Genomic DNA, 21580 nt, shown 5'->3' with positions numbered 1-21580 from the left:
TAAAAAACAGCTTGAAACCAGAAAACAGGAAAGCGATGCATTAAGAATTTATATGCATCTTTCAACAGAATTGGACCCATACTTCTACATTTAAAACTTCTAAACCCAAATTCAATGAACGAAAACGTTAACAGAAACGCCTTGTTTTACGGGAGTTGCCTTGCGCTCATCACAACAGGCTTTACCTTTTCTATCAGAGCAGGAATCCTCCCCCAGCTCGGGGCACAATTTGGTCTGTCCGCCGAGCAGCTCGGGTTTATTAACTCCATGTGGTTTCTGGGTTTCCCCATTTCGATGGTCATCGGGGGATTGGTTTACCACACGGTTGGCCCTAAGATTATCATGACCGTGGCTTTCGTATGCCACGCTTTGGGAATACTGTTAACCATATATGCGGGGGGATATACCACTTTACTTATCTCCACGCTTCTGATAGGTATCGCGAACGGGTGCACTGAGGCTGCCTGTAACCCCATGATTGCAGACATGTACTCTGGCGTGAAGATGAACAAAATGCTGAACAGGTTCCATATGTGGTTCCCGGGCGGCATACTTTTGGGCGCCCTTATCTCCAAATTCATGACTGATTTAGGATTTTCGTGGCAAGCACAGATGTGGTTCATCCTGGTGCCAGCCGTTGCCTATGCTTTCCTGTTTTTCGGAAAAACCTTCCCACAGCCAAAAGTGGAAGGGGCTACCTCGCTTGGAGCAAACCTGAAGGCAATGATCAGCCCGTTATATATCTTCCTGATTGTCTGCATGGCCTTGACGGCTATCACGGAATTTGGCCCCGGCCAGTGGGTAGAGATTATCCTGGGTAGCAGCGGAGCGGATCCGATGCTGATCCTGGCCCTGACCGCTGGTTTAGTGGCTGTGTTAAGGTTCTTTGCCGGCCCTGTGGTCGCAACATTGGGGCAGACGGGGGTTTTGCTCGGAGGTGCGATCTTTGCTGCCATAGGCATCTATATGTTCAGTACCGTAACCGGAGCCATGGCCTATGTGGCTGCCATTGTTTTTGCCCTGGGATATGGCTATTTCTGGCCGGTCATGGTTGGGGCCGTGGCACAGCGGGTACCGTTGAGCAGCGCCCTGGGCATGTCCATTATCGGTGCGGTAGGCATGTTTTCTTCCTCCATCTTTCAGCCTATCATCGGAGGCTGGATTGATAGCTCTATGACAGAATATACGGCACAGGGGCTTACAGACAGCGCCTTGCAACTGGCCGCCGGCCAGGATACCCTACAGAAAATGGTAGCGTTCCCTGCTATTTTGATTGTGCTGTTTACCATCCTGTTTTTCTGGCAGAAGAATTCGAAGGCAGCGCGGGCAATGGAAGCAGAGAAAACCGGAACGGCAGAGTTAGCGGGCGATTATTAATACCTGCAACGAACTGTGTTCTATATAGTCCGTTTTCAGGAACCGTCGCGTATCCCCTTTGTGTGTCCTATCGGACTATATGAAGGCTGAATACGGAACTGAAAAAGTAATTCAATAAAAATAAGCCGCCTCTAACAGGGCGGCTTATTTTTTTACCCCTTTTAAGCACAATCGCTGAACCAGGTCTTCGGTTTACACGCTGATTTCGATAAGTTATGAGGTCATGCCCTTCTGGTAGTGTTGATCCAAAGCCAAAAGTGGCTGCGGGGTATATATAGCATTGCATGGGCAGCGGAATTAAGGCTTCATCCGGCAAGAGGGAGTGTCGCGTTTACCGAAGGTTATCCCATTATAGCTCAGGTAATTTTAAAATATGCATGGGCTTTGATGATAAGGATAAACTCCATGATGGTAGACTTACTACCCTTTAATGTTGTTGTGTGTGAAGATAGGACACAGCTGCTGCTCATCCACTACGCCAGCTTTCCTGCTTGTCCCGAAGCCGCCCCGCCTCATCAACCCAAAAGCAGAGACCGGCGGCGAATGTAATTATCCCCTGTCAGTAGATTTGTGCACAGCGCATCGGCATTCCTTGATACAAAATTCCCTTCGTTAGAGCGGCTGGGGTGCGCTTGAGCTACATTCGACTCTAAACAAATGGCTTCCTACGCAGCACTCATTTGCTAATGGTATTGCTTTTGATCAAAAGGGAATGCACTGCATTTCTTCCTGCAATTGCCTGATTTGCTATATGGGCTCGGCTTGTGGGGCGTAAAAAAAGACCTCCACTGCAGATGCAATGGAGGTCAAACAAACAACCTAGTATGAAAAAGTTTACTCTAATATGATTTGTCGTCCTTCAACAACACTATATGCTTACTGTGGATTGCTTTCCGCCTTGGCGGATGCGGTATATACCTTGTGGTCTTTTTTGCCGGCAGATATAAGGTACGCCATCAAATCCTTCAACTCCTCGGGGTTCAGGCGGTCGATCAGGTGTGGCACCATCGGCGAGACTTCGGAAGTTTTAGTGCGCGTGACATTGCTCTTCGGTATTTCCCGAAGCGTTTGAGGTGCAAACGGGTTCTGTGAAACATAGTAAGTGTTTTCATCTTCGTTTGTAAGCCTTCCAACAACAGAACTGCCGTCTTTCAGATAGAATATAGAAGCCGCATACTGGTCTGATATCACGCTATCCGGGTGAATGATGGCCTCCAGGATATCCTTTGGCGTGAACCTGCTTCCTAACTGCGTCAGGTCTGGCCCCACGATTCCTCCTTCGCCTCCCATGGTATGGCACGACTTACAGAGCGTGGCCGCATAGATGGCTTTCCCCTGTTCAAGATCCCGGTTCGTGAGCCCACTTTCTACGAGGGGCAAAGCTTCCTCCACTGTCCATTTTCTTCCGGGGCCTTTTGGCCTGTACGATGTGCTGGTCGCTAACTCCAGTCCGCCGCCGCTCAGCAGCGAATCCCCGGAGATGGTATTGTAATGCTCATATTGGCTTTTAGGGACATGGCTCAGGGCCGCCTGTCTTGCTTTGTCAACAAAGCCAACGTAGCTTCTGCCCCCTTTGTATTTGAAGGCATCGTACATCCACTTGAAATATTTCTCCCGAAGCTCAGGTGTCCATCCGGTTTCGGCTGCACTCAATGCGGTGGCGTAATACGTTTGCTGGGCAGGAGGCACGCTGGCCAGCATGCCGGCTATGTCCATTCCGTACTGCGGGTTCCGAAGGATCAGGTCAGATGACGCCGTAGCAGTCTCCGACTTCTCGTCTTTTGCGGTTTCAAGCAGCGCAATTGTTTTGGATACGGCCTGGGGTGCATCCAACGCTATAAGCACCTTGCTGAGCGAGCGGTTGAGCTCGTTCGCTTTAGCCGGGAACTGGGGGTCCAGGTACGCGATTACCTTTTGCTTCAGTGCAGGGCTCGGCGTGCCGTGTCTGAACAGAACCACTTCAAAGGCGCGCAGCAGGTCTAACTGCTTTGCCTCGGGGAGTTTTGCATAATCGATCGCCATGAGCGACTCCAGCATTTGGCTGCTCTGGGTCTTGTTGGCGTGTCGGGCCAGCGCGATAATCGCCTGCGTCTTGATCAGGGGATCCGTCTCGTTCAGTGCGCGCTGCTGCCACTGGCTCACCGGCTGGTGCTCCACGGCGATGCGAGCGGCATAGCGAACGAACCGGTCATTGTGCTTCAGGTGAGGCCATGCGAAATCAACGGCTCCTGCCTTGGCTTCCCCATGGTACTGCTCCAGCTGCTCCCGGAGTTTGTGTGCCGCTGTTTCTTTAGGCGCTGTCTTGCTGGAGGCAAGCTGGGCGTCAGTTTTCTCATGGTCGTCGTGGTACACCCGGTACAGGTCTGACTCAAGCCTGCGTCCGCCAGTCAGGAAGTAGAGGGCGCCGTCCGGGCCAATCACGCCATCCGTGAGGGGGAGCGGTGAGCCCGAGACAAATTCCTCGGCTGTCGCCTTGTAAGAAGAACCCTCCGGCTGCAGGTGAATCGCATAGATGATTCCGAAGCTCCAGTCGAAGCCAAAAAGTGCGTTACGGTATTTTTCAGGGAATTTTGCTTTCCCGCCATGCACCAGGTTGGTAGGTGACCCCTGGCCGATGTTCAACACGGGCGGCAGGTTGTCCGGGTAAGCCGGAGACCACTTCCCGTTGCCTGTGCGCCATCCGTACTCGCTGCCGCTGGTCACGTGGCAGATGCGGGTAGGGCGGTACCACGGCATGCCGAAATCCCACTCCATGTCAGAGTCATAGGTGAACAAATCGCCGGCGTCATTGAAGGCGATGTCGAAAGGGTTCCGGTAGCCGGCACTGATCAGCTCCCAGCGCTCACCCAGCGAGTCAACCTGTGCGATCCAGCCGCCGGGGGCGCCGCGGTCGTTGGCGTGCCCGCGCGGGTCTTTTATCTGCGGAAACAGGTTGTCATCTTTCCATACCGGGGGAAGCCGGTAAGCGTCCATCTTCGGTAAGTCAGTGTGGTTTCCGGCCACTACATAAAGCGATTTCTTGTCAGGTGCCAGTACCACGCTGTGCGGCCCGTGCTCTCCCTCGCCCACCAGGGACTTCAACAAAGTCACCTTGTCAAACTGATCATCCCCGTCGGTGTCCTGTAGGCGGTAGAGCCCGCTGCCCTTCTCAAACTCCTCGTTGCTGTTATGGTTCACCATCACGTAGAGGCTGTTAAATGCCCAGAGCAGACCCTGCGCATAGCCCATGCCGCCGTGTGTTTTGGCTGAGTCGATCACGGCACCGTCGCCGATGATCAGTTTCTCGATTTTGGGTTGTGCGGAATCAGCACCGATTGGGGGCAACTCGAGGCGGTACAAGGCTCCGTACTGGTCGGAGGTGATCAACCTGCCTTTGGGGTCAAAAGTCATGGAAACCCACGAGCCGTGTTCGTTTTCTGAAGGGCTGTATAAATGGTCTGCCTTGAAGCCGGTGGGTAATTTTAGTTTCTCGGTCCTGGGGTCTACCGGTGTAGCGTCAACTGTCTCCGCTTGTTCTACCCTACTGCAGGAAGAGCCAACCAAGACAGCGACAGAGAGCGCCAGCAACGCTCTTATTGTAGGAAATTTGCGATACATATTCTTTGAGATTATAGTGATGTAAATGCCTTTGATAATTTATGAAAGTTTTTCGGTCGAAAAAAACACCCGGAACGTCTCCTTTGCGCTCAGCGGGGGCAAAGGAACCTTCTCATGGATGCACAAGCCGAAAATTCGTGTCATGAATTAGTTTCAATGTATATATCCTGATAAAAGTATCTGTCCTGTACTGTCCTGTTTCTTCGTAAATCCTCCGGAATTAACCGAAAGTTGATGGGGATGGGGCGCTGGCTCTCCCTTTCCGTAGCAGGTGCCGACGGGGAAGCGAGCTATAGGCTTGCCTGTTCTGGAGTGCCACCGGCCAATAAGGAAACGCCTGCCGGGGCGGTAGAGGGCCAGAAAGCACAAGAATTCATCAAGGCCATCAGCCAAAGCCGTAGGTTATATATCCGCAGAGCGGCTGGCAGACGCAGAACATGGCGCAGGCAAGCAGGATTGACCTGGGAGCGGCGCAGTGGGGTATGGATCCTGCTTTGGATGCTGCCGGCTATTTTTTAACCCTTAGCCAGACTGTGTATAGCTCCGGTTGTGTATGCACCATATATTACGGATATTGAGAAAACATCATTTATATATAACCCAGGATATATGGAAGAGATCAGGTGGGGGATGATTGGCTGTGGCGACGTGGCTGAGCGAAAGAGCGGCCCGGCCTTTCAGCAGGTGGCGGGTTCGCGCCTGGTTGCCGTGATGCGCCGGGATGCTGAAAAAGCCGCTGATTTTGCGGCGCGCCACCAGGTGCCGAAGTGGTACAGCCAGGCCGACGCCCTGATCCGCGACCCGGACATAAATGCCGTGTATGTGGCCACGCCGCCCGCCTCGCACGAAGCCTATGCCATCGCGGCCCTTGCCGCCGGCAAGCACGTGTACCTCGAGAAGCCCATGGCGCTGGACAGCGACGGCGCCCGGCGGATAGCGGAGAAAGCAAAGGAAAGCACGGGCAAACTGGTGATCGCGCATTACCGGCGCGCCCTGCCCGCTTTTCGGAAAGTAAAAGAGCTGTTGGACGGTGGAGAGATAGGGCAGCCGCTTTTGGTGGATGTGCGCCTGCTGCAACCTGCAAAGCCGGGGCTGGTGGCGGCCAGCGAAACCAACTGGCGCACGGACCCTGCCATCTCCGGTGGCGGTCTGTTTCATGACCTGGCGCCGCACCAGCTCGACCTCATGCTGCTTTATTTCGGGGCGGTGCAGCGCGCCACGGGCTTTTCCGCGAACCAGGCGAAGGTCACGGAGGCGGACGATTTCGTGAGCGGCCTGATTCAGTTCGAAAACGGGGTGAATTTTCGGGGGCTGTGGGGATTTAACGTGCCCCCGGAACAAGCCCTCGACAGCTGCGAGATCATCGGCACAAAAGGGAAAATCTCCTTTTCCTTTTTCGGGGAGGCGGAGGTGGTGCTCTGGCAGGACGGGAAACGTGAGGTTCTCCGCTTCAAGAACCCGGCATACGTGCAGCAGCCCATGATCGAAAAAGTGACCGGTTATTTCCTTGGCCAGAATCCGAACCCTTGCCCCGCCGGGGAAGCGGTAGAGGGGATGCGGCTGATCGACGCCTTCACCGGCAAAAAGGTATATGAGAAGCAAGACGGTGCACAGCCGGGATGAGGTTTATATATAGAATGGTGCCTTGGGCTCTGCGGAGATGGCGTTTCCCGAGCAATTTCGCCTGTCTCCCTTTGATGCTTTCCTTTACGTGTTGGGGGCAGTCTTCAGCGCGGCCAGTCATTTCCAGTTCCGCATATTCCTGCTTGGAGGATGTCTGAATGGAGAAAAAGGCCCGGGTATATATAGCTCATCTATAAATAGCGCTTCACTATATAGGCATTAACTTGTGTGATACAAAGAAGTTTCAGGCAGCCCAACCAACTGCAAAACAGGTCTTGCCAGGTAGTAGGCTGGTTGTCAGGCAAATCAGAGTGCAACGCCTGTATAGCGGGAATCGCAAAGGGAAAGCCACCCGAACCGGCAGCATAAGATTGCACGTACTATAGCCGTTTAAAGCACGATACCTATTTTTACTTATTCTTATGAAGAAACTATTTATTGCCTGCGTTTTCGTATTAGGCACTTTTACAGCCGCACAGGCACAGGCGACCTTCGGGGTCAGGGGAGGCGCCAACTTGTCGAACCTTTCAGGAGAGCTCCGCGACGAGGAACTGTTCGAGAACAAGGTTTCCTTTCATGGCGGCGTGACGCTGAACTTCCCCCTGGTCGAAGACTTCATCTCCTTGCAGCCCGAGCTTCTGTATTCCAGGAAAGGCTTTAAGACCAGCGGCGAGGAGTACACCAACCTGCTCCTGCAGAAAAGGAAAAGAGAAGGGAGCGTGAACTACAATTACCTCGACCTGCCCATCCTGGCGAACATCAACGCCGGCCCGGTTTATTTCGAGCTGGGGCCGCAGCTCAGCTACCTGCTCAGCGTGAACAACGAAACCGAGGTGTATGACGGCAGCGGCAACCTGATTGCCAGCAGCCGCGACGAAAAGAGCAAAGAGGGCCTCGCTGACTTTGAGATCGGCTACGTGGCCGGGCTGGGCTTCAGGGCCAGCAACGGCATCAGCCTGGGCCTGCGCTACAACGGTGCTTTCTCTGACTTCGTGAAAGAGGATGTGAACTTTGAAGGAGACCTCTCGAATGCGCGCCACTCGGTGTTCATGCTGACGCTGGGCCTGCGCTTCCCTTCCGCACAATAAGTAATTTTTTGTGGCATACAAAAGCCCGCCCTGCCTAACGGGCAGGGCGGGCTTTTTTGGCGGGCATCTACTAGATAGGTAGAGAAGCAGCGACAGAGAAATCACTTCAGCAGGTATATATAAACGATTGCCTGTACGCGCGCGTAGGAGGGTGACATAAGGGCCACAAAGGGTGGCTTGTCGATTTTGCCGGGCAAATGCAAATAATAAAGCGTCTCTTCTTCTATATTTTGGTTTTGGCAGGTGTCCTGCTCATACTCCTGACGATGGCCTCCCTGTTGTACGACGTGCCCTTGTGGTATATAAAGGTCCTTGACTTTCCGAGGATGCAGGCTTTGGTGGCGCTGGTGCTGTGCCTGCTCCTGCTGCTGGCGATCAGGGTGCACCGGGCGGTTTCCTTCTGGCTGCTTGTGTCCGGCCTGGTGGCCAGCGCGTTCCTGCAGGGCTATATCATCTATCCCTATACTTCCCTGGCTGAGAAAGCGGTGGAGGATGCGGCGTCTTCCCCCGAGAATCAGCAACGGTTCAGCCTGCTTCTCGCCAACGTCTGGATGGAGAATGACGACGAGGCGGCCTTGCTGGCGATCATCCGGGATTCGGGCCCGGACCTGGTGCTGGCGATGGAGACAAACCGGTGGTGGACACAGAAACTTGCCGCGCTTTCTGCCGCCTATCCGCACAAGATAGTGTACCCGCTCGACAACACCTATGGCATGGCCCTGTATTCCAGGTTTCCGTTGCAGGACACCGAAATCAAGTTTCTGCATTACGAGCACGTGCCGTCTTTTCATACCACCGTCAGGCTGCCGGACGGCACGCTGTTCGACCTGCACGCCCTGCACCCGGTGCCTCCCGTGCCCAGCAAGCTGCCGGGCAGTGTAAATGAAAAAGAAGTAGCGCTGTTGAAAGTGGGGGAGATGGTGGCAGCGGGAGAAAGGCCCGTGGTGGTGGCCGGCGACCTGAATGATGTGGCCTGGTCCAAGACCTCGCGTCTGTTTGGGCTAAAGAGCGGGTTAGGCGACGTGCGGGTGGGCAGGGGCCTTTACAACTCGTTCAACGCGCAGTCTCCGTTCTTCAGGTGGCCGCTGGACCATGTATATGTCTCCGAAGCGTTCAGGGTGGTGGCGCTGGAAAGGCTCCCGGGGTTTGGGTCCGACCATTTCCCGATTCTGGTGAGCCTGGCCCTGCAGGAAGACTGATCGCGCTCTGGCGCTTCCTGTGTTTCGTGATCTCCTTTTAAAACAGCAGTTTATCTCAGGCTGTACCTGTTCCCCCGGCATACCTGCACAATTTTTATAAGACCGAGGCATGTAAATAGGATACTTCGGGGGATTTATAGTACAGGCGCAGCTTATCGCTATATATATATCCGTTGTGTTTTTACAGTACCATGTGCTTTATTACCTTTAGCGTTCGATAATAGCCAGAACACTACGTCTGCTTTCAATATGAAAAAGAGCATCCTACTTTTTTCTACCTTCTTTCTTCTTGCTGCGAACGTAATAGCTCAGGAGACCACGCCTCCGGCAGAGGCGCCGGCCCCCACGGTGGCAGCCCCTCCGCTTGCACTCTCCTTTCCGGAGCAGCCGGGGTGGAACATGCTGAAGGAAGGGCAGGAACTCAGATTCGAGGTGAAAGCCACCGGAGGCACCGGCTCCCAGCCTGCCTTTGCCATTACCCAGGGCAGGGTGGATGGCATCGCCTTTGACTCGCTCGGGAATTTCTCCTGGACCCCCAGCTATGACTTCGTGGACCGCCTGAGCGGCCACCGCGCGGTACAGCTGCTTTTCGAGGTCAGAAACGAGAAAGGGGAAGCCGTGAGCCAGGTGGTGGAGTTTGACGTGCAGCACGTGAACCGCGCTCCTGTTATCGGGGAGCTGAAGCCGCTTTACGTGCTCTACAACACCCAGAACACCTATACTATTGAGTCGTCGGTGGTGAAAGACGAGGACAGTGACCCGGTGGTGTTTGTGCCCATCGCTGAGGGGATGCCCGAGGGGGCCAAACTGTCGGCACAGGGGGAGTTTACCTGGCGGCCTTCGCTCACGCAGTTCAGAAAGCTGCAGAACAAGCCCATCCTGCTGGAGTTTTACGTGGAGGACCAGCCGCACAAGGCACGCACAAAAGGGTCTTTCAGGATTGAACCTACCCAGCAGGACCTGCCGCCGAGCATCCAGATGATTCCTTCCCAGAAAAAGTTTAAGTACGAGGAGGGGGCAACCGTCAACCTTAAGTTTCAGCTCTACGACCCGAATGGGGAGGGCGATATCACCTCTTTCAGCTTCCTGTCCGATAACCCGGATGTGCCCGCGGCCGCGCTGGTCCGGAACACCCCGTCGCAGTACGAGTTTATATGGAAGCCGGGATATGATTTCGTGAAGGACCCGCAGGACTCCCTTGCCTTTAACCTCACTTTCGTGGTGATGGACAAATCGAACAAGCGCGAAGAGCGGACGGTGCGGTTCTCGGTTCAGAATGCCGTGAATGAGGCGGAAATGGATCGGAAGCTGTACCAGGAGTACCGGGCGCCGCTGGTAAAGGCCTGGGACCTGATCGAGCAGCTGAAGGAAGTGGAAAAAGACCTGAAGCGGAAGTACAAGCGGGCCAGCAGAGGCAAGAAGGGCCGTTCGCTTACCAACGCCTCGCTGGGCGCCGTCACGGGCATTTCGCCGGTGGTGGTGGAGGAGCCTGCCACCTCCAAAAAGATAACAGCCATCGGCGGCACCATGGTCATGACCATCGGTACCCTGGAGGCGACCGAGGTCATCGGTCGCTCTACCAAAGACCTGATCGACCGGCTTAACTATATCATCGAGAAGCGAAACGAGCTGCAGACAAAAGGCGACATCTTTGCCCGGAAATATGCCCTGAAGTCAGCCCGCCGCAAGCCGGAGTTCCTGAAAGACGCAGACGACTTTGTGGCCGTGATGAACCTGAAGGGTTTGGTGGTGCTGGAACTGGATGCCGGGTGGCAGAACAAGCACAAGCCGACAGACGAAAACGTGGCCAAAACCTTCAAAGACTTCAGCTCCGAGAGTAAGTAACCAGGTTGAGAAGCATGGGATCGTGCATGCTATATGGTTTGCGAAATCAGCAGCACAAGGCTTGCCCCGCGGGGCAGGCCTTGTGCTTTAAGCGCTCTTATACATGAGCAGGTATATATACAGGGTGCAAAAACGAGTCTCTTACTTTGATCGAAAAGCAACCCGGAAAGTATAGATAAACCAAGACGCCGGGGCAGCCAGCAGCCTCATCTGCTACAAGCCCTGGAAGCAGGGAGGCCAGAGTTTTATATCCGTGGCGGGGTTGCAGCGGAAGGGCATCCCGAATCAAAGTTTAATTGAATGACTGTAATGAACCTGTAATCGTTTATCGTTACTATTCATATACAGAACTGAAAAATTAATTATAGTCCTATGTCAAAGAAATTCGGAGTACTGACAATCCATGGGATGGGCAACCAGCGGCCGGACTATGCCAATGCCCTGCAGCAGAACCTTTATCAGAAGCTCAGCGCAGAGACAATCGCAGACCTCAGCTTTAAGTCCATCTGGTACCACGGCGATTTCCAGGTGCACCAGGACAAGGTGTGGGAGAATATGACCCGCAGCGGCAACCCGCTTGACCAGCAGCGGCTGCGGAAATTCTTCCTCAACTTCCTGAGCGACGCGGCCACCTCGGAGTTCAGGCCGGACGAGGAAGACAGTTCCTACAGGAGAATCCAACGGGTTATCCTCCGGCAACTAAACGCCCTGCGCGTGGAGTTAGAGGATGAGGACCGTCCGGTCGTCATCATGGCGCATTCGCTGGGTTGCCAGATCATTTCGAACTATATATGGGATGCCCAGCACGGCAAAGGGATATGGCAGGAGCAGCAGCCCACGGAGTTCCAGCAACTCAGAACGGCCCGGCTGATGCTCTCGTCGGGGTGCAACATCCCGCTGTTTGTCTCGGGGCTGGAGAAGATCGTGGCGATCAGCAAGCCGAACGATCTGTTCCGGTGGTATAACTTCTATGACCGGGACGATATCCTGGGCTGGCCGTTGAAGCCCCTGAGCAAAGGGTTTCCCAATGCCTATGATGAAATTGTAACGGAGGACAGGGAGATAGACACCGGGTGGACGCCCCTCAGCCATTCTGATTACTGGGAGGACGACAGTTTTATCAAACCGGCCGCAAAACTAATCCAGGAGCTGTACGGGCGTCTGTGAGATACAGTAGGCCGGTTTCAACTCTATATGCTTAACGCCACACCATGCCACAATCCGCTTTAAGGGGAATCCTGCTTCTATATTGCCTGCTCGGGCATTCCTTTGTTTTCGCGCAAACCGTTTCGGGGAAGCTGGCCACCGCCTTCAATTCCTTCCAGCAGGACCCACAGCTGCGCAGCGGCATCGCTTCTTTGTATGTGGTGGACGCGAAGACCGGCGAAGTGGTGTTCGGGGAAAACGCCAAAACGGGGCTCGTGCCGGCCTCCACCCTGAAGTTAGTGACCAGCGCAAGCGCCTATGAGCTGCTGGGGAAGGGGTTCCGGTACAAAACCGGGTTTGCATCCGCCAAAAAAGGGAATGAAGCCGCTTTGCTCGTGTTGCCCGGCGGGGACCCCACCCTGGGCAGCTGGCGGTGGGGCGAAACCAAGGAGGCCAGTATTCTGAACGGGCTGACGCAGGCGATGAAAACCGCCGGCATTAAATCCCTCAGCGCTGTTGTACTAGAGAACAAAGGCTGGGAGGCCGGGGCGATTCCGGACGGCTGGCTATGGCAGGATATCGGGAACTACTACGGGGCGGGGGCGGCCAAACTGAACTGGCGGGAGAACCAGTTCGATGTGATCCTGAAGTCCGGGGCTAAGGTAGGCGACCCGGTAACGATTGTGGCCATCGAGCCGGAGATCAGCGGCTATGAACTACAGTCAGCGCTTACGTCAGCGGCAAGCGGCACCGGCGACCAGGCCTATATCTATTTCCCGCTGAATGGGGGAGCCGGCACAATCAGGGGCACCATTCCCATTAACCAGGGCAGGTTCAGCATTTCGGGCGCGATGCCCGATGCCTCCCGGCAGTTTGTCAGTGCCTTGCAGGGCGCCTTGTCGAAGGCCGGTATCCAGGCGCCTGCCAAGCCCCTGGCACAGGGCGCTTTGCCGTCTCCGGCGGAAGGCTATACCACGTTCCACACCGTCACATCCCCTCCGCTGGATAGCATCATCTACTGGTTCAACAGGAAAAGCGTGAACCTATATGGGGAGGCGCTAGTCAGAACGATCGCCTATAAAAGCAAGGGGATGGCCACTACGGAGAAGGGCGTGGAGGAAATAAAGGCGCTCTGGAAGCAGAAGGGTATCCCTGAAACCGAGCTAAACATCGTGGACGGCTCCGGGCTCTCGCCGCTGAACCGCGTCACGGCGCATGCGCAGGTCAGCGTGCTGCAGTACGCGAAGAAACAGCCCTGGTTCGGGGGCTTCTATGCCTCGCTGCCGGTTTTCAACGGTATGAAAATGAAGAGCGGCACCATGCACGGCGTCAAAGGGTACTGTGGCTACTACAAGGGGAAAGATGGGAGGGAGTATGCTTTTTCGTTCCTCGTCAACAACTACAACGGCTCAGAAGGCGCCCTCATGAAAAAGATGTACGCGGTGCTGAATGCGCTGAAATAACCCCATTTGCGGTAGTAGTGCCCCTTGTATACCTAGCACATATAAACTGACGGTGGAGCGAAAACCGGGAGTACTGCTATTTGGTACCCTGCGGCGTACTGTTTGCCTGCACCCGGATTTCGGCTGTTTAGCAATCTTACCTCACAGGCAAGTGGTTGGTATATGCTTGATATCTACCATGATGACTGGTGCTTTAGCAACGGGATATGCTATAAATACTCTTTTCCGTTAAGGTTTTTCTTGGTATATCCCACTTATTAAAGTCCAAAAAAATAAAGACAACGATTTAGAGGGAATCCGGTAATATATATGGCATACTTTTGGTATTATTGAGTATTAATACCTAACAAGACGGGTTCTATATCCGTATTTAATTTTTTGTATATGAAACCAGTAGATATGGGAAATGTAGCAGAGGCCGGAGTTTTGATTCAGGCCGATACACGAATAGAAGACATGCAGCATCATTTTGAGAATGCAACGATCATAACGGGCGGCCACTACACCCACCGCCAGGAAGTGAAATGCCTGCGGGTTGAGCGGATAGCAAGAGACAAAGGGGCCAAGAAGGTGCATTATTACATAAACGAGAACATGCAGCTCTTTAAAATAACCTATGCCCCCTTAAGCGAGGGCGGAAATGTTATATCTTCCATTGACCTGCTCGAGCACCAGACAAAAGAAGCGCTGCTGCTGCAGCGCGACATTATCGTAGACGCAGGCGTATAAGCAAAATTCACTAAAGCAACCGGTAAGCCGGGTGGCAACAATCGCTACCTGCTTGCCGGTTGCTTTTTTTGATAGCAATGCTCTCAGAGGGGAGGAGTGCGAAGCTCCTGGGCAGGTTGTATCGTATCTTTTTTCCCTTTGATTTAGGTGGTGCTATAACTGCCCGGGCCTTTTCTAAACTTTATCCATCATGTTGAGCCGCATGGACACAGATTTCAGGAATAAATCGACGCTTGAGGAAATACGGGAGAGGTTTGATAACGACGTGGACAGATTCGCCGACCTGGAGACAGGCCAGCAGTCCACCATCGATGCACCCTTGTCCCTTGATCTGATAACGGATGCCGCCCGGCGGGTAAACCCGGATGCACAGCACCTGCTTGATATCGGCTGCGGGGCGGGAAATTACACGCTGAAAATGCTCGCCAAACTTCCGGGCCTGAACTGCACACTCGTAGACCTGTCGCGGCCCATGCTGGACAGGGCGAGCCAGAGAGTGCAGGGAGCGACCGCGGGGGAGGTCACGGCCGTGCAGGGTGACATCCGGCATATCGCGCTGCCCGTCGGCCATTACGATATCGTGCTTGCCGGCGCCGTGCTGCATCATCTCCGGGGCGACGCGGACTGGGAATTTGTGTTTGGCCGGATATATGGCTCGCTGAAGCCCGGAGGCAGCTTCTGGATCTCGGACCTGGTCACCCACAACTCGACGCAGATAGACGCCCTCTTTCAGGACAGGTACGGCGATTACCTTGCGCGTATAGGCGGGGCAGACTACCGGAACAAAGTGCTTGCCTATATCCAAAAAGAAGACTCCCCCCGGTCTGTCACCTACCAACTCGACCTGCTGAAGAAGACGGGCTTCAGGGAGGTAGACATCCTGCATAAGAACTCCTGCTTTGCCGCATTTGGGGGCGTCAAATAAACTGCAGCATCCAAGTCTGCGCACCCTGTGGTTATATGCCTCCCGCTGTTATCATCCACAAACTGTGGAAATGTTCTGCAGTCTGTAACCACGCTCCACACAAAGATACCTGCCCTATCCTCCTTTCTAAAGCAATATTATTTTCTTAAGTGGCTGCTATATAGATTGTTGAAATGCTTTTGGTTGTTTTGGCACGGTTCTGAGATGAGGGAAGGTGTAACAAATACTTTATCTATGAAAAGAGTAACATTCTTAGCGGCAGCTATCGCAGTACTGGGTTTGACTTCTACAGGCGCCAATGCGCAGACTTCTACCCAGCAGGCGTCAACGCAGGCTGAGCAGCAGGGCCAGGAGGGTAAGAAAGAGAAAGTAACGCAAGAACAGCTTCCGGCGGCGGTGCAGACTGCGCTGAAAAGCGACACCTACAAGGATTGGAAAGTAGGAGATATATACAAGGTTGCCCCTGCCGAGGGAGACCAGGCCGGCAAAACTGTATATGAAGTAGCCATGACCAATGCGCAGGGACAGACCGGCGTTATTAGAATGGATGAAAAAGGTGGGGACGCAGCAGCGGAACCAGAGAAGTAAAATACGACTTTTAGCCAAAGCAAGAGCCTCCGTTTTGCGGAGGCTTTTTGTTTATGCCACCACGCAACCGGGGCAGGGGCAGAAACCCTTGCCCCGGTTGCGCCCTCGGGAGGCAGTGTCAGCGGCTTTTCTGCATGGCCTTGTATCCCTGGATAGTCTTGCATCGGTTGATTTTCCCATCTTTAACGTTCAGAGGCATGGCATTTAAAACAGCTTACGAATCAGCGTTCTACAGAATAGAGGTGGATCTGGATGCCAACATGCTCAGGTCTGCGTGGCTGAAAGCGGCAGATGAAATGGAGGTGCAGATAGGCGGGACAAAGCTATATGAGGTACTGCGGGATACGGGCGTGGAGCGGGCATTGGCTAATGCAACGAGCCTTGGTGCCCTTACCGCGGCCTCCAAGGAGTGGCTGTCGACAAATTTCTTTGAGTTGCTTTCCCAAACGCATCTGAAGAAACTGGCCAGGGTGCTGCCGTCCACGTTGTTCCACCGCATCGCGCTGGAGTCCGTGGTGACGAGGGCAGAGGCGCTCGGTGTCACCAGGTTCATGGTCAAGAATTTCTCCACACAGGAGGAGGCGGTGAACTGGCTCCTTTCCCAGAACACGCTACCGCCGCAGCAGGCTTCTCCGCCCACGCTACAATTATAAGCCTGCCATTGTCAGGCACGGATTGCCTCTGTCGTTTTACAGATGTTGTGGCTTACTTTCTGAATAAACTCCAACTGCTCCTTCAGCAGCGCATCTTCCTGATCGAAGCTCATCTCAGTTGTATTGGTTTCCGGAGGGGCGGCTTCCGGAACGGGCGGTGCCGGTGCGGGTGCTGAAAGTCGCTGCAAGCTTTCCTGCAGGGCCGCCGCAGCCTCCCTCACCGGGTACCTGTATACGGCGGGGTAGGCCGGGTGCTCCTTCGCCATCAAAGTCGACGTGACAGCGGCGATGTTGGACGAAAGGATATGGTTCAGCACCAGGAATGAGTGTACCTTGTCCACGTTATGCTGCTTCCGCTTGGGCTCCGAGATCATCCGCTGAAAGGCGGCGGAGAGATTGGCCGAGTTTATATATACCTCTTTCCGGGCAAGCTTGTATTCATTTATGCTCACGCCCCTGCCCGCCACACATGTTTCCAGTTTCTGCAGATAACCGATGTTGGCCTGAAGCATTTTCTGCATCAGCCCGCTAAGCTTCTCGGACTCCCAGTTGGGGAACAGCAGGTAGCTCGCCGTAAAAGCGATGGCAGAACCTAGGAGCGTGTCGACGATGCGCTCCTGGGCAAGCACGTAGGCCGCGCCGCCGAGGAAAGCGAAGCTGATCAGGATAAAGGGGGTCATAAAAATCACGCTTACCACATAGCTGATGCGGAACGCACTGAAGGTGCCGATCATGAAAAAGACCAGCAGCACGAACTGGATGGCCTTTTCCTGCACCAGAGCCAGTGCCAGCACCCCCAGCACGCCTCCCACGAGCGTGCCGACAAGGCGTTCGTAGTTGCGCTGCTTGGTGAGGCTGAAGGCGGGCTTCATGATAACGATGATGGTGAGCAGCACCCAGTAGCTATGGTTCCCGAGCGCCACCGACTTTGTCAGGATATAGCCAAAGAGGCAGGCAAGCGCGACCCGCAACGCGTGCCGGAAAATAGCAGAGGTAGGGGTGAGGTTATCGCGGAACAGCTTCAGGTCGTAGCCCTGCCTGGATACAAAGCTGGCATATTCCAGTTCTTCCCTTTGGCTGGCCGCAGCGGTTTCACCGGAGGTGAAATAGCGCTGTATCACCTCCATCCGGTGCGCCATGCGGTGCAGGTTGTCATATAGCTTCTTCAGCACCAGGCTGCTGTTCTCGTTGTTCCCAACCGCTGCCCCTTCTATCCGTCGCTTTAGTTGCTCCAGTTCCTCAGGCAGGGAAAGCCTGTGCTTGAAGCGGGTGTCTGATTGAATAGCCCATCCGATCTCATTCAGCTCATCGGCCACAAGCTTGATCACGCTGCCTATATGCTCTAAAATACCAGAGCCGCTGAATGCCTGCCGCATGGTCTCATAGTCGAACTGGATGGCGGCCACCTGCTCATATAGATCCACCACGTCCACGAACGTCAGCACCAGCACACTGTCGCGGTCAGTCGTCTCTTTGGCCCGCTCCCTGTCGTGCAGCAGCAGTTCCCGCACAGCGTCCTGTTTCTCGCTCACCACCGTTTGCTGCTGAATCACCTTGCGGTAATCCTCGTCCAGGTTAGTGGCGGGGCTGTAGAAGTCGGCCTTCAGTTTAAGGAACCGGGCCGTTTCCCGGATACACTCTCCGAGCGCATGCTGGGCCGGCCGGTAAGGCAGGATGCGCGAGAACGCCATGCTCAAGAGCAGGTACCAGATCCCCCCGGCTGCCAGCAGGCCGCTGAAGGCCCAGATGTTTTCAGGCGCCAGGCCCATCACCAGCACCAGCACAAGCAGCCCGGCAGTGCCCACCACGGCGGCGCGGTTGCCATATACGGTAAGCATCGAAAGGAAAAAGCATACCAAAAGGATATTGGTGCCCATCAGAAACACGTTGGTGCGGGCATACCCGGTGAGCAGGGCAACCGAAAAGACCACCAGCGTACCTATCAGCAGGCCGTTGCGCTTGTGCGCCACAGGCCCCGGCACATCTGCCAGGCTGGCGGCCAGGGCGCCTATCGACACCGGGATGCCCGACTGGAGGTGGCCCAACTGCATGAAAGCCAGCATTGGAAGCAGGACAGCCAGGGTGGTGCGAATGCCGTCGGCAAAATACTCGCTAAAAAAGAAGCGCTTCGCCGTCCAGTTTTTTATGTTCATGCGTGCTTGTTGCTGTGGAACGTACAGGCGGCGTGCCCGGAAAAATGGCGGTTTAAGTTCAAGTCGTAGTATGGGTTATCAGAATATAGCATTGTCACGACAAAGGTATCATGGTTAAGGATAATCCATTTTCCCGTAGGACCGATAAATCCGGGTTTTGTTCACGAGCCCTGTATATAAGTCCTATATAGGAAGCATTTTGTTAGTGATGGCGGCCCTGCTTGCTGTTTATCCCCACCTGTGCCTGCAAAAACGGCAATCTTTCAGAGGGAGAGGGACAGAAGCGTGTACCTGTTTCGGGCGGAGACACGGCTGCCGGGCCAGGCTACAGCAGCAGCGAGTCGATGCGGTGGGCGTGCACCATTTCCTGCGTCGGTGACCAGGCGAACACCGTGAAGCGGCCGTCCTGCGATGCTACCAGCGCCAGGGCATCGCGCTGGTCGTGCACAAACTGCGCCGCCGACAAGTGCCGGGTGCCACCGGACTGCGCGGGGTGAACCACCACCGCGCCTCCGCCCACGATGGGCTCCGTAGTGACTATCTGCATCACCGGCGCGTTGCCCTCCGGCCGGCCTATCTTGGCCCCGAAGGCCAGCAGCTCGTACTGGTCGCTGATGACGGTGGCTCCGTCTACCGCCGTGAGGCCCGCAATTCCGTCTACGGCGCGTTCCAGGTCGCCCCGCCACTGGCATTCGTGCTCGCCCTGTTTTATCAGGTCAGCCAGGCCACCGAAAGCCGGGTCAACTGCGTACGGTATGGGGTGTATGATGGACTGCTGCCAGCTTTGGGTGCCCGCGGGCACGATCAAGAGGGAGCCGCCGCGGCCGTGGTCGCGCATGGACACCGCCAGTTGGATGAGCACGTTGGCCCCGCGGTCGCGGGAGGAGGCGGAGGCGGTGGTGAAGCCGAGCATGGAGGTCAGCAGGTCGGAGCTGTCGGAAAGGGTGGTGGCGTTTCCGTCCACCACCTTCACCTGCTCCCCTTTCAGCACGGCCACATTGGCAAACTTGCCGTAGCCCGATATGCGGCGGTGCTTTACCACCAGCAGGCCGGGCTCCACTACCTCCAGCACAAAGCTAAGACTCGGGATAGCCCGCGTCGCGCCCCAGACATACAGCACGTCATCCTCGCACCAGACACCCAGGTGGATGCCGGGCCGCTCAACAGCTGGCGCCAGCTTGGTGAGCACGCCCGGGGTGAGCTGCAGCCAGCGCTCGAATTGCATCGGCTGCTCTGCCTGCTGGGGCGGGAGGTACGCCAGCGATATCTTAGGCGAGCGGCCTTCCTCCCGCAGCAGGCTCGCCCAGAAGGCGGCATCGATGATGGCTTCAATCGCCCGCGCCCGCGGAGCAGGCGCAAGGGCGTGTTCGCCGCGCTCCCGCGCGGCGGCCAGGTGGCGCGCAAAGTGGTCTTCAACGGCTGCCGCCACAGTACGGGCGGCCTGGTAGGTTATTTTCTGGGTCATGCTGCTTTGCTGTACTGCGTTCGATACCTGTAACCGAGCGCCGGAATCGGTGCTGCATTCAGGAGAGAGGCGCAATTTTATATTTGTTATGATGAAAACTGGAGCCGGTGCGCTGACAGGGTGCCTCCGGCCGGCTGCTTCCTTTGTAATGCCTGGGTATATGATATATTCGTTGCTTTTATAGCGGACGGTGCCGATACACCCTGCCCGGTAGTGCCGTCGGTGCTTTGGTTTTTACGTGTGTAAAAGGGCCATGTTAGCTTACTCCTGATTCGTTTCTTCCAGCAGAAGGAACGAATCAGGTTTCGGCCGCTGTGAAGCGACAGGCGGATCGCAGCGGCAGGCCGAACTTATATGAATGCCGACTGCGGTGGAATATATAAAGATGCCGTAAAAATACGTAACATGCTTGTTTGATATACGCTAAAGCGAAGTAATGCAAATAAACATAGTAAGATTACCCAATGTTCCGGGATGTGACGTACAAGATGTATAGAAAGTACGGCGACGCCTTTGGGAGTAAAGTAGCAGGGGCCGGTGTCGCAGATCTTATATAGAAGAAGGTATGGCTGAGGAAAAATTGATCAGAGTTGTCATTACGGATGACCATAAGATAATTCGGGAAGGGTTGAAGTCACTGCTGGAGCGGGATCCCGCCCTTAGCGTGGTGGGGGAAGCCTCAAACGGCCGTGAACTGCTCGAACTGCTGCCTGAAACACCCGCTGATGTGGTGCTGATGGACATCAACATGCCCGAGATGGATGGTTACGAGGCTACCCGGCGCGTACGGGAGCTATACCCCGGTACACAGGTAATCGCCTTGTCTATGCTCAACAACGAACCCTTCGTTCAGAAGATGATCGGGAGCGGGGCGGCAGGCTATATCCTTAAAACCACCGGCAAAGAAGAGCTTCGCTCTGCCATCCGGCTAGTGGCCAGCGGCACTACCTATATCTGCAGCGATCTCTCCCTGAAGATGCTGAACAAGGTGATGGAGCCGGAGGAGCCCCAAAAAACCGAACCAGCTACAGGGAAGGCGCTGTCGAAGCGGGAAGTACAGATACTGGCTCTCATCGCGGAAGGCTATACCAACGCCGACATCGCCGATAAGCTCTTTACCAGCAAGCGCACCATCGAGACGCACCGGCAAAATATTATCGAAAAGACGCAGGCAAAAAATACCGCCAACCTGATTAAGTACGCAATTCAGCACAGACTCATCGAGATGGATGAGCCAACCGAGGACAATGGTTAACTTAGAGGATACATGAGTTGGGGCTTTCTGCTGCCAGCCGGTAGTCCGTGAGAGTCTGTTCACTGCCTGTATGGCCAATCAAAGGAGAAATGGGTAGGTTAGACCGTGTCTTCCAGTTGAGCAATAGGGAAGGATAATCAGGCTTCGCTGTAAGGGCTGGCTTTACTCCGTTGCCCCGCCAGGCTGTATGCTGGCATTGATGAAACTCTTGAGCGTGGTATAATCGAAGGATCCGTATTCAATACACTCCACATCGTAAAAGAAAGCGTGCAGCGAGGTCAGCATTTCCTCTATCAGCGGTACCCGCTGGCCCTGCTCCGCGCCGGGCGGCTTAATCAGAATCCCCTCTCCCTGTATATAGACTGCGAAAGTCGGTATGACGCCAAGCTGGGTTAGCTCTTCATATTGCTGGAGTGCTGTGTTGATTTTGGCGGTCATCGTATTCTGCTTCTAATTACTAAAATCAAAAACAAG

General features: G+C 54.8%; 16 protein-coding genes. 12 read left to right on the top strand and 4 right to left on the bottom strand.

What is annotated here, in order from left to right:
• The first annotated feature begins 114 nt into the window (after window positions 1-114).
• Window positions 115-1377, top strand: a complete 1263-nt coding sequence (locus tag ABD920_RS20075) for an MFS transporter (RefSeq protein ID WP_345161607.1) — start codon at window positions 115-117, stop codon at window positions 1375-1377.
• 876 nt (window positions 1378-2253) lie between these two features.
• Here the strand turns inward: ABD920_RS20075 and ABD920_RS20070 are convergent.
• Window positions 2254-4974, bottom strand: coding sequence for a c-type cytochrome (locus ABD920_RS20070; RefSeq protein WP_345161605.1), 2721 nt, complete (start codon window positions 4972-4974; stop codon window positions 2254-2256).
• Window positions 4975-5583: 609 nt separating this feature from the next.
• Between ABD920_RS20070 and ABD920_RS20065 the strand changes: the two genes are divergently transcribed.
• The 10 genes from ABD920_RS20065 (at window position 5584) to ABD920_RS20020 (ending at window position 16233) form a co-directional block, all read left to right on the top strand.
• A complete protein-coding gene (locus tag ABD920_RS20065) occupies window positions 5584-6597 on the top strand; it encodes a Gfo/Idh/MocA family protein (RefSeq protein ID WP_345161604.1) in 1014 nt (337 codons plus the stop codon).
• 422 nt (window positions 6598-7019) lie between these two features.
• A complete protein-coding gene (locus tag ABD920_RS20060; protein ID WP_345161602.1) occupies window positions 7020-7685 on the top strand; it encodes a porin family protein in 666 nt (221 codons plus the stop codon).
• A 197-nt stretch (window positions 7686-7882) separates the two neighbouring features.
• Window positions 7883-8884: an endonuclease/exonuclease/phosphatase family protein gene (locus ABD920_RS20055; protein ID WP_345161600.1), complete on the top strand. Its 1002-nt coding sequence runs from the start codon at window positions 7883-7885 to the stop codon at window positions 8882-8884.
• Between the two features lie 249 nt (window positions 8885-9133).
• Complete coding sequence (locus tag ABD920_RS20050) at window positions 9134-10729, top strand: hypothetical protein (RefSeq protein ID WP_345161598.1); 1596 nt, start codon at window positions 9134-9136, stop codon at window positions 10727-10729.
• Between the two features lie 372 nt (window positions 10730-11101).
• The gene (locus ABD920_RS20045) at window positions 11102-11896 is read left to right on the top strand and encodes an RBBP9/YdeN family alpha/beta hydrolase (RefSeq protein WP_345161596.1); all 795 of its coding nucleotides are present in this window, start codon (window positions 11102-11104) and stop codon (window positions 11894-11896) included.
• A gap of 44 nt (window positions 11897-11940) precedes the next feature.
• A complete protein-coding gene (dacB, locus tag ABD920_RS20040) occupies window positions 11941-13338 on the top strand; it encodes a D-alanyl-D-alanine carboxypeptidase/D-alanyl-D-alanine endopeptidase (RefSeq protein ID WP_345161594.1) in 1398 nt (465 codons plus the stop codon).
• 399 nt (window positions 13339-13737) lie between these two features.
• A complete protein-coding gene (locus ABD920_RS20035; protein ID WP_345161592.1) occupies window positions 13738-14067 on the top strand; it encodes a hypothetical protein in 330 nt (109 codons plus the stop codon).
• Between the two features lie 190 nt (window positions 14068-14257).
• On the top strand, window positions 14258-14992 hold the full coding sequence (locus tag ABD920_RS20030; RefSeq protein ID WP_345161590.1) for a class I SAM-dependent methyltransferase: 735 nt from the start codon (window positions 14258-14260) through the stop codon (window positions 14990-14992).
• A 234-nt stretch (window positions 14993-15226) separates the two neighbouring features.
• Window positions 15227-15580, top strand: a complete 354-nt coding sequence (locus ABD920_RS20025) for a hypothetical protein (protein ID WP_345161588.1) — start codon at window positions 15227-15229, stop codon at window positions 15578-15580.
• A gap of 197 nt (window positions 15581-15777) precedes the next feature.
• Entirely contained in the window at window positions 15778-16233 is a 456-nt protein-coding gene (locus ABD920_RS20020; RefSeq protein ID WP_345161587.1) for a hypothetical protein, read from the top strand.
• 11 nt (window positions 16234-16244) lie between these two features.
• On the opposite strand, the gene ABD920_RS20015 is transcribed toward ABD920_RS20020, so the two are convergent.
• Both ABD920_RS20015 and ABD920_RS20010 read right to left on the bottom strand, forming a co-directional pair.
• Window positions 16245-18386 (bottom strand): FUSC family protein, encoded by a 2142-nt coding sequence (locus tag ABD920_RS20015; protein WP_345161585.1) that lies wholly within the window; start codon window positions 18384-18386, stop codon window positions 16245-16247.
• Between the two features lie 325 nt (window positions 18387-18711).
• Window positions 18712-19851, bottom strand: coding sequence for a putative sensor domain DACNV-containing protein (locus ABD920_RS20010; RefSeq protein WP_345161583.1), 1140 nt, complete (start codon window positions 19849-19851; stop codon window positions 18712-18714).
• Between the two features lie 565 nt (window positions 19852-20416).
• On the opposite strand from ABD920_RS20010, the gene ABD920_RS20005 reads away from it, so the two are divergent.
• Complete coding sequence (locus tag ABD920_RS20005) at window positions 20417-21106, top strand: response regulator transcription factor (RefSeq protein ID WP_345161581.1); 690 nt, start codon at window positions 20417-20419, stop codon at window positions 21104-21106.
• Window positions 21107-21268: 162 nt separating this feature from the next.
• On the opposite strand, the gene ABD920_RS20000 is transcribed toward ABD920_RS20005, so the two are convergent.
• Window positions 21269-21544, bottom strand: a complete 276-nt coding sequence (locus ABD920_RS20000) for a hypothetical protein (protein WP_345161579.1) — start codon at window positions 21542-21544, stop codon at window positions 21269-21271.
• Window positions 21545-21580 lie beyond the last annotated feature (36 nt).

It is taken from the genome of Pontibacter saemangeumensis, assembly GCF_039541895.1.
In the GTDB taxonomy this organism is placed as follows: domain Bacteria; phylum Bacteroidota; class Bacteroidia; order Cytophagales; family Hymenobacteraceae; genus Pontibacter; species Pontibacter saemangeumensis.
Note: the sequence above shows the minus strand (reverse complement) of the source record. Positions and strands in the feature narration are given on the sequence as shown.

Coding starts and splice junctions, on each gene's coding strand:
- ABD920_RS20075 (WP_345161607.1), top strand. CDS start 115: ATGAACGAAAACGTTAACAGAAACGCCTTGTTTTACGGGAGTTGCCTT.
- ABD920_RS20070 (WP_345161605.1), bottom strand. CDS start 4,974: ATGTATCGCAAATTTCCTACAATAAGAGCGTTGCTGGCGCTCTCTGTC.
- ABD920_RS20065 (WP_345161604.1), top strand. CDS start 5,584: ATGGAAGAGATCAGGTGGGGGATGATTGGCTGTGGCGACGTGGCTGAG.
- ABD920_RS20060 (WP_345161602.1), top strand. CDS start 7,020: ATGAAGAAACTATTTATTGCCTGCGTTTTCGTATTAGGCACTTTTACA.
- ABD920_RS20055 (WP_345161600.1), top strand. CDS start 7,883: ATGCAAATAATAAAGCGTCTCTTCTTCTATATTTTGGTTTTGGCAGGT.
- ABD920_RS20050 (WP_345161598.1), top strand. CDS start 9,134: ATGAAAAAGAGCATCCTACTTTTTTCTACCTTCTTTCTTCTTGCTGCG.
- ABD920_RS20045 (WP_345161596.1), top strand. CDS start 11,102: ATGTCAAAGAAATTCGGAGTACTGACAATCCATGGGATGGGCAACCAG.
- dacB (WP_345161594.1), top strand. CDS start 11,941: ATGCCACAATCCGCTTTAAGGGGAATCCTGCTTCTATATTGCCTGCTC.
- ABD920_RS20035 (WP_345161592.1), top strand. CDS start 13,738: ATGGGAAATGTAGCAGAGGCCGGAGTTTTGATTCAGGCCGATACACGA.
- ABD920_RS20030 (WP_345161590.1), top strand. CDS start 14,258: ATGTTGAGCCGCATGGACACAGATTTCAGGAATAAATCGACGCTTGAG.
- ABD920_RS20025 (WP_345161588.1), top strand. CDS start 15,227: ATGAAAAGAGTAACATTCTTAGCGGCAGCTATCGCAGTACTGGGTTTG.
- ABD920_RS20020 (WP_345161587.1), top strand. CDS start 15,778: ATGGCATTTAAAACAGCTTACGAATCAGCGTTCTACAGAATAGAGGTG.
- ABD920_RS20015 (WP_345161585.1), bottom strand. CDS start 18,386: ATGAACATAAAAAACTGGACGGCGAAGCGCTTCTTTTTTAGCGAGTAT.
- ABD920_RS20010 (WP_345161583.1), bottom strand. CDS start 19,851: ATGACCCAGAAAATAACCTACCAGGCCGCCCGTACTGTGGCGGCAGCC.
- ABD920_RS20005 (WP_345161581.1), top strand. CDS start 20,417: ATGGCTGAGGAAAAATTGATCAGAGTTGTCATTACGGATGACCATAAG.
- ABD920_RS20000 (WP_345161579.1), bottom strand. CDS start 21,544: ATGACCGCCAAAATCAACACAGCACTCCAGCAATATGAAGAGCTAACC.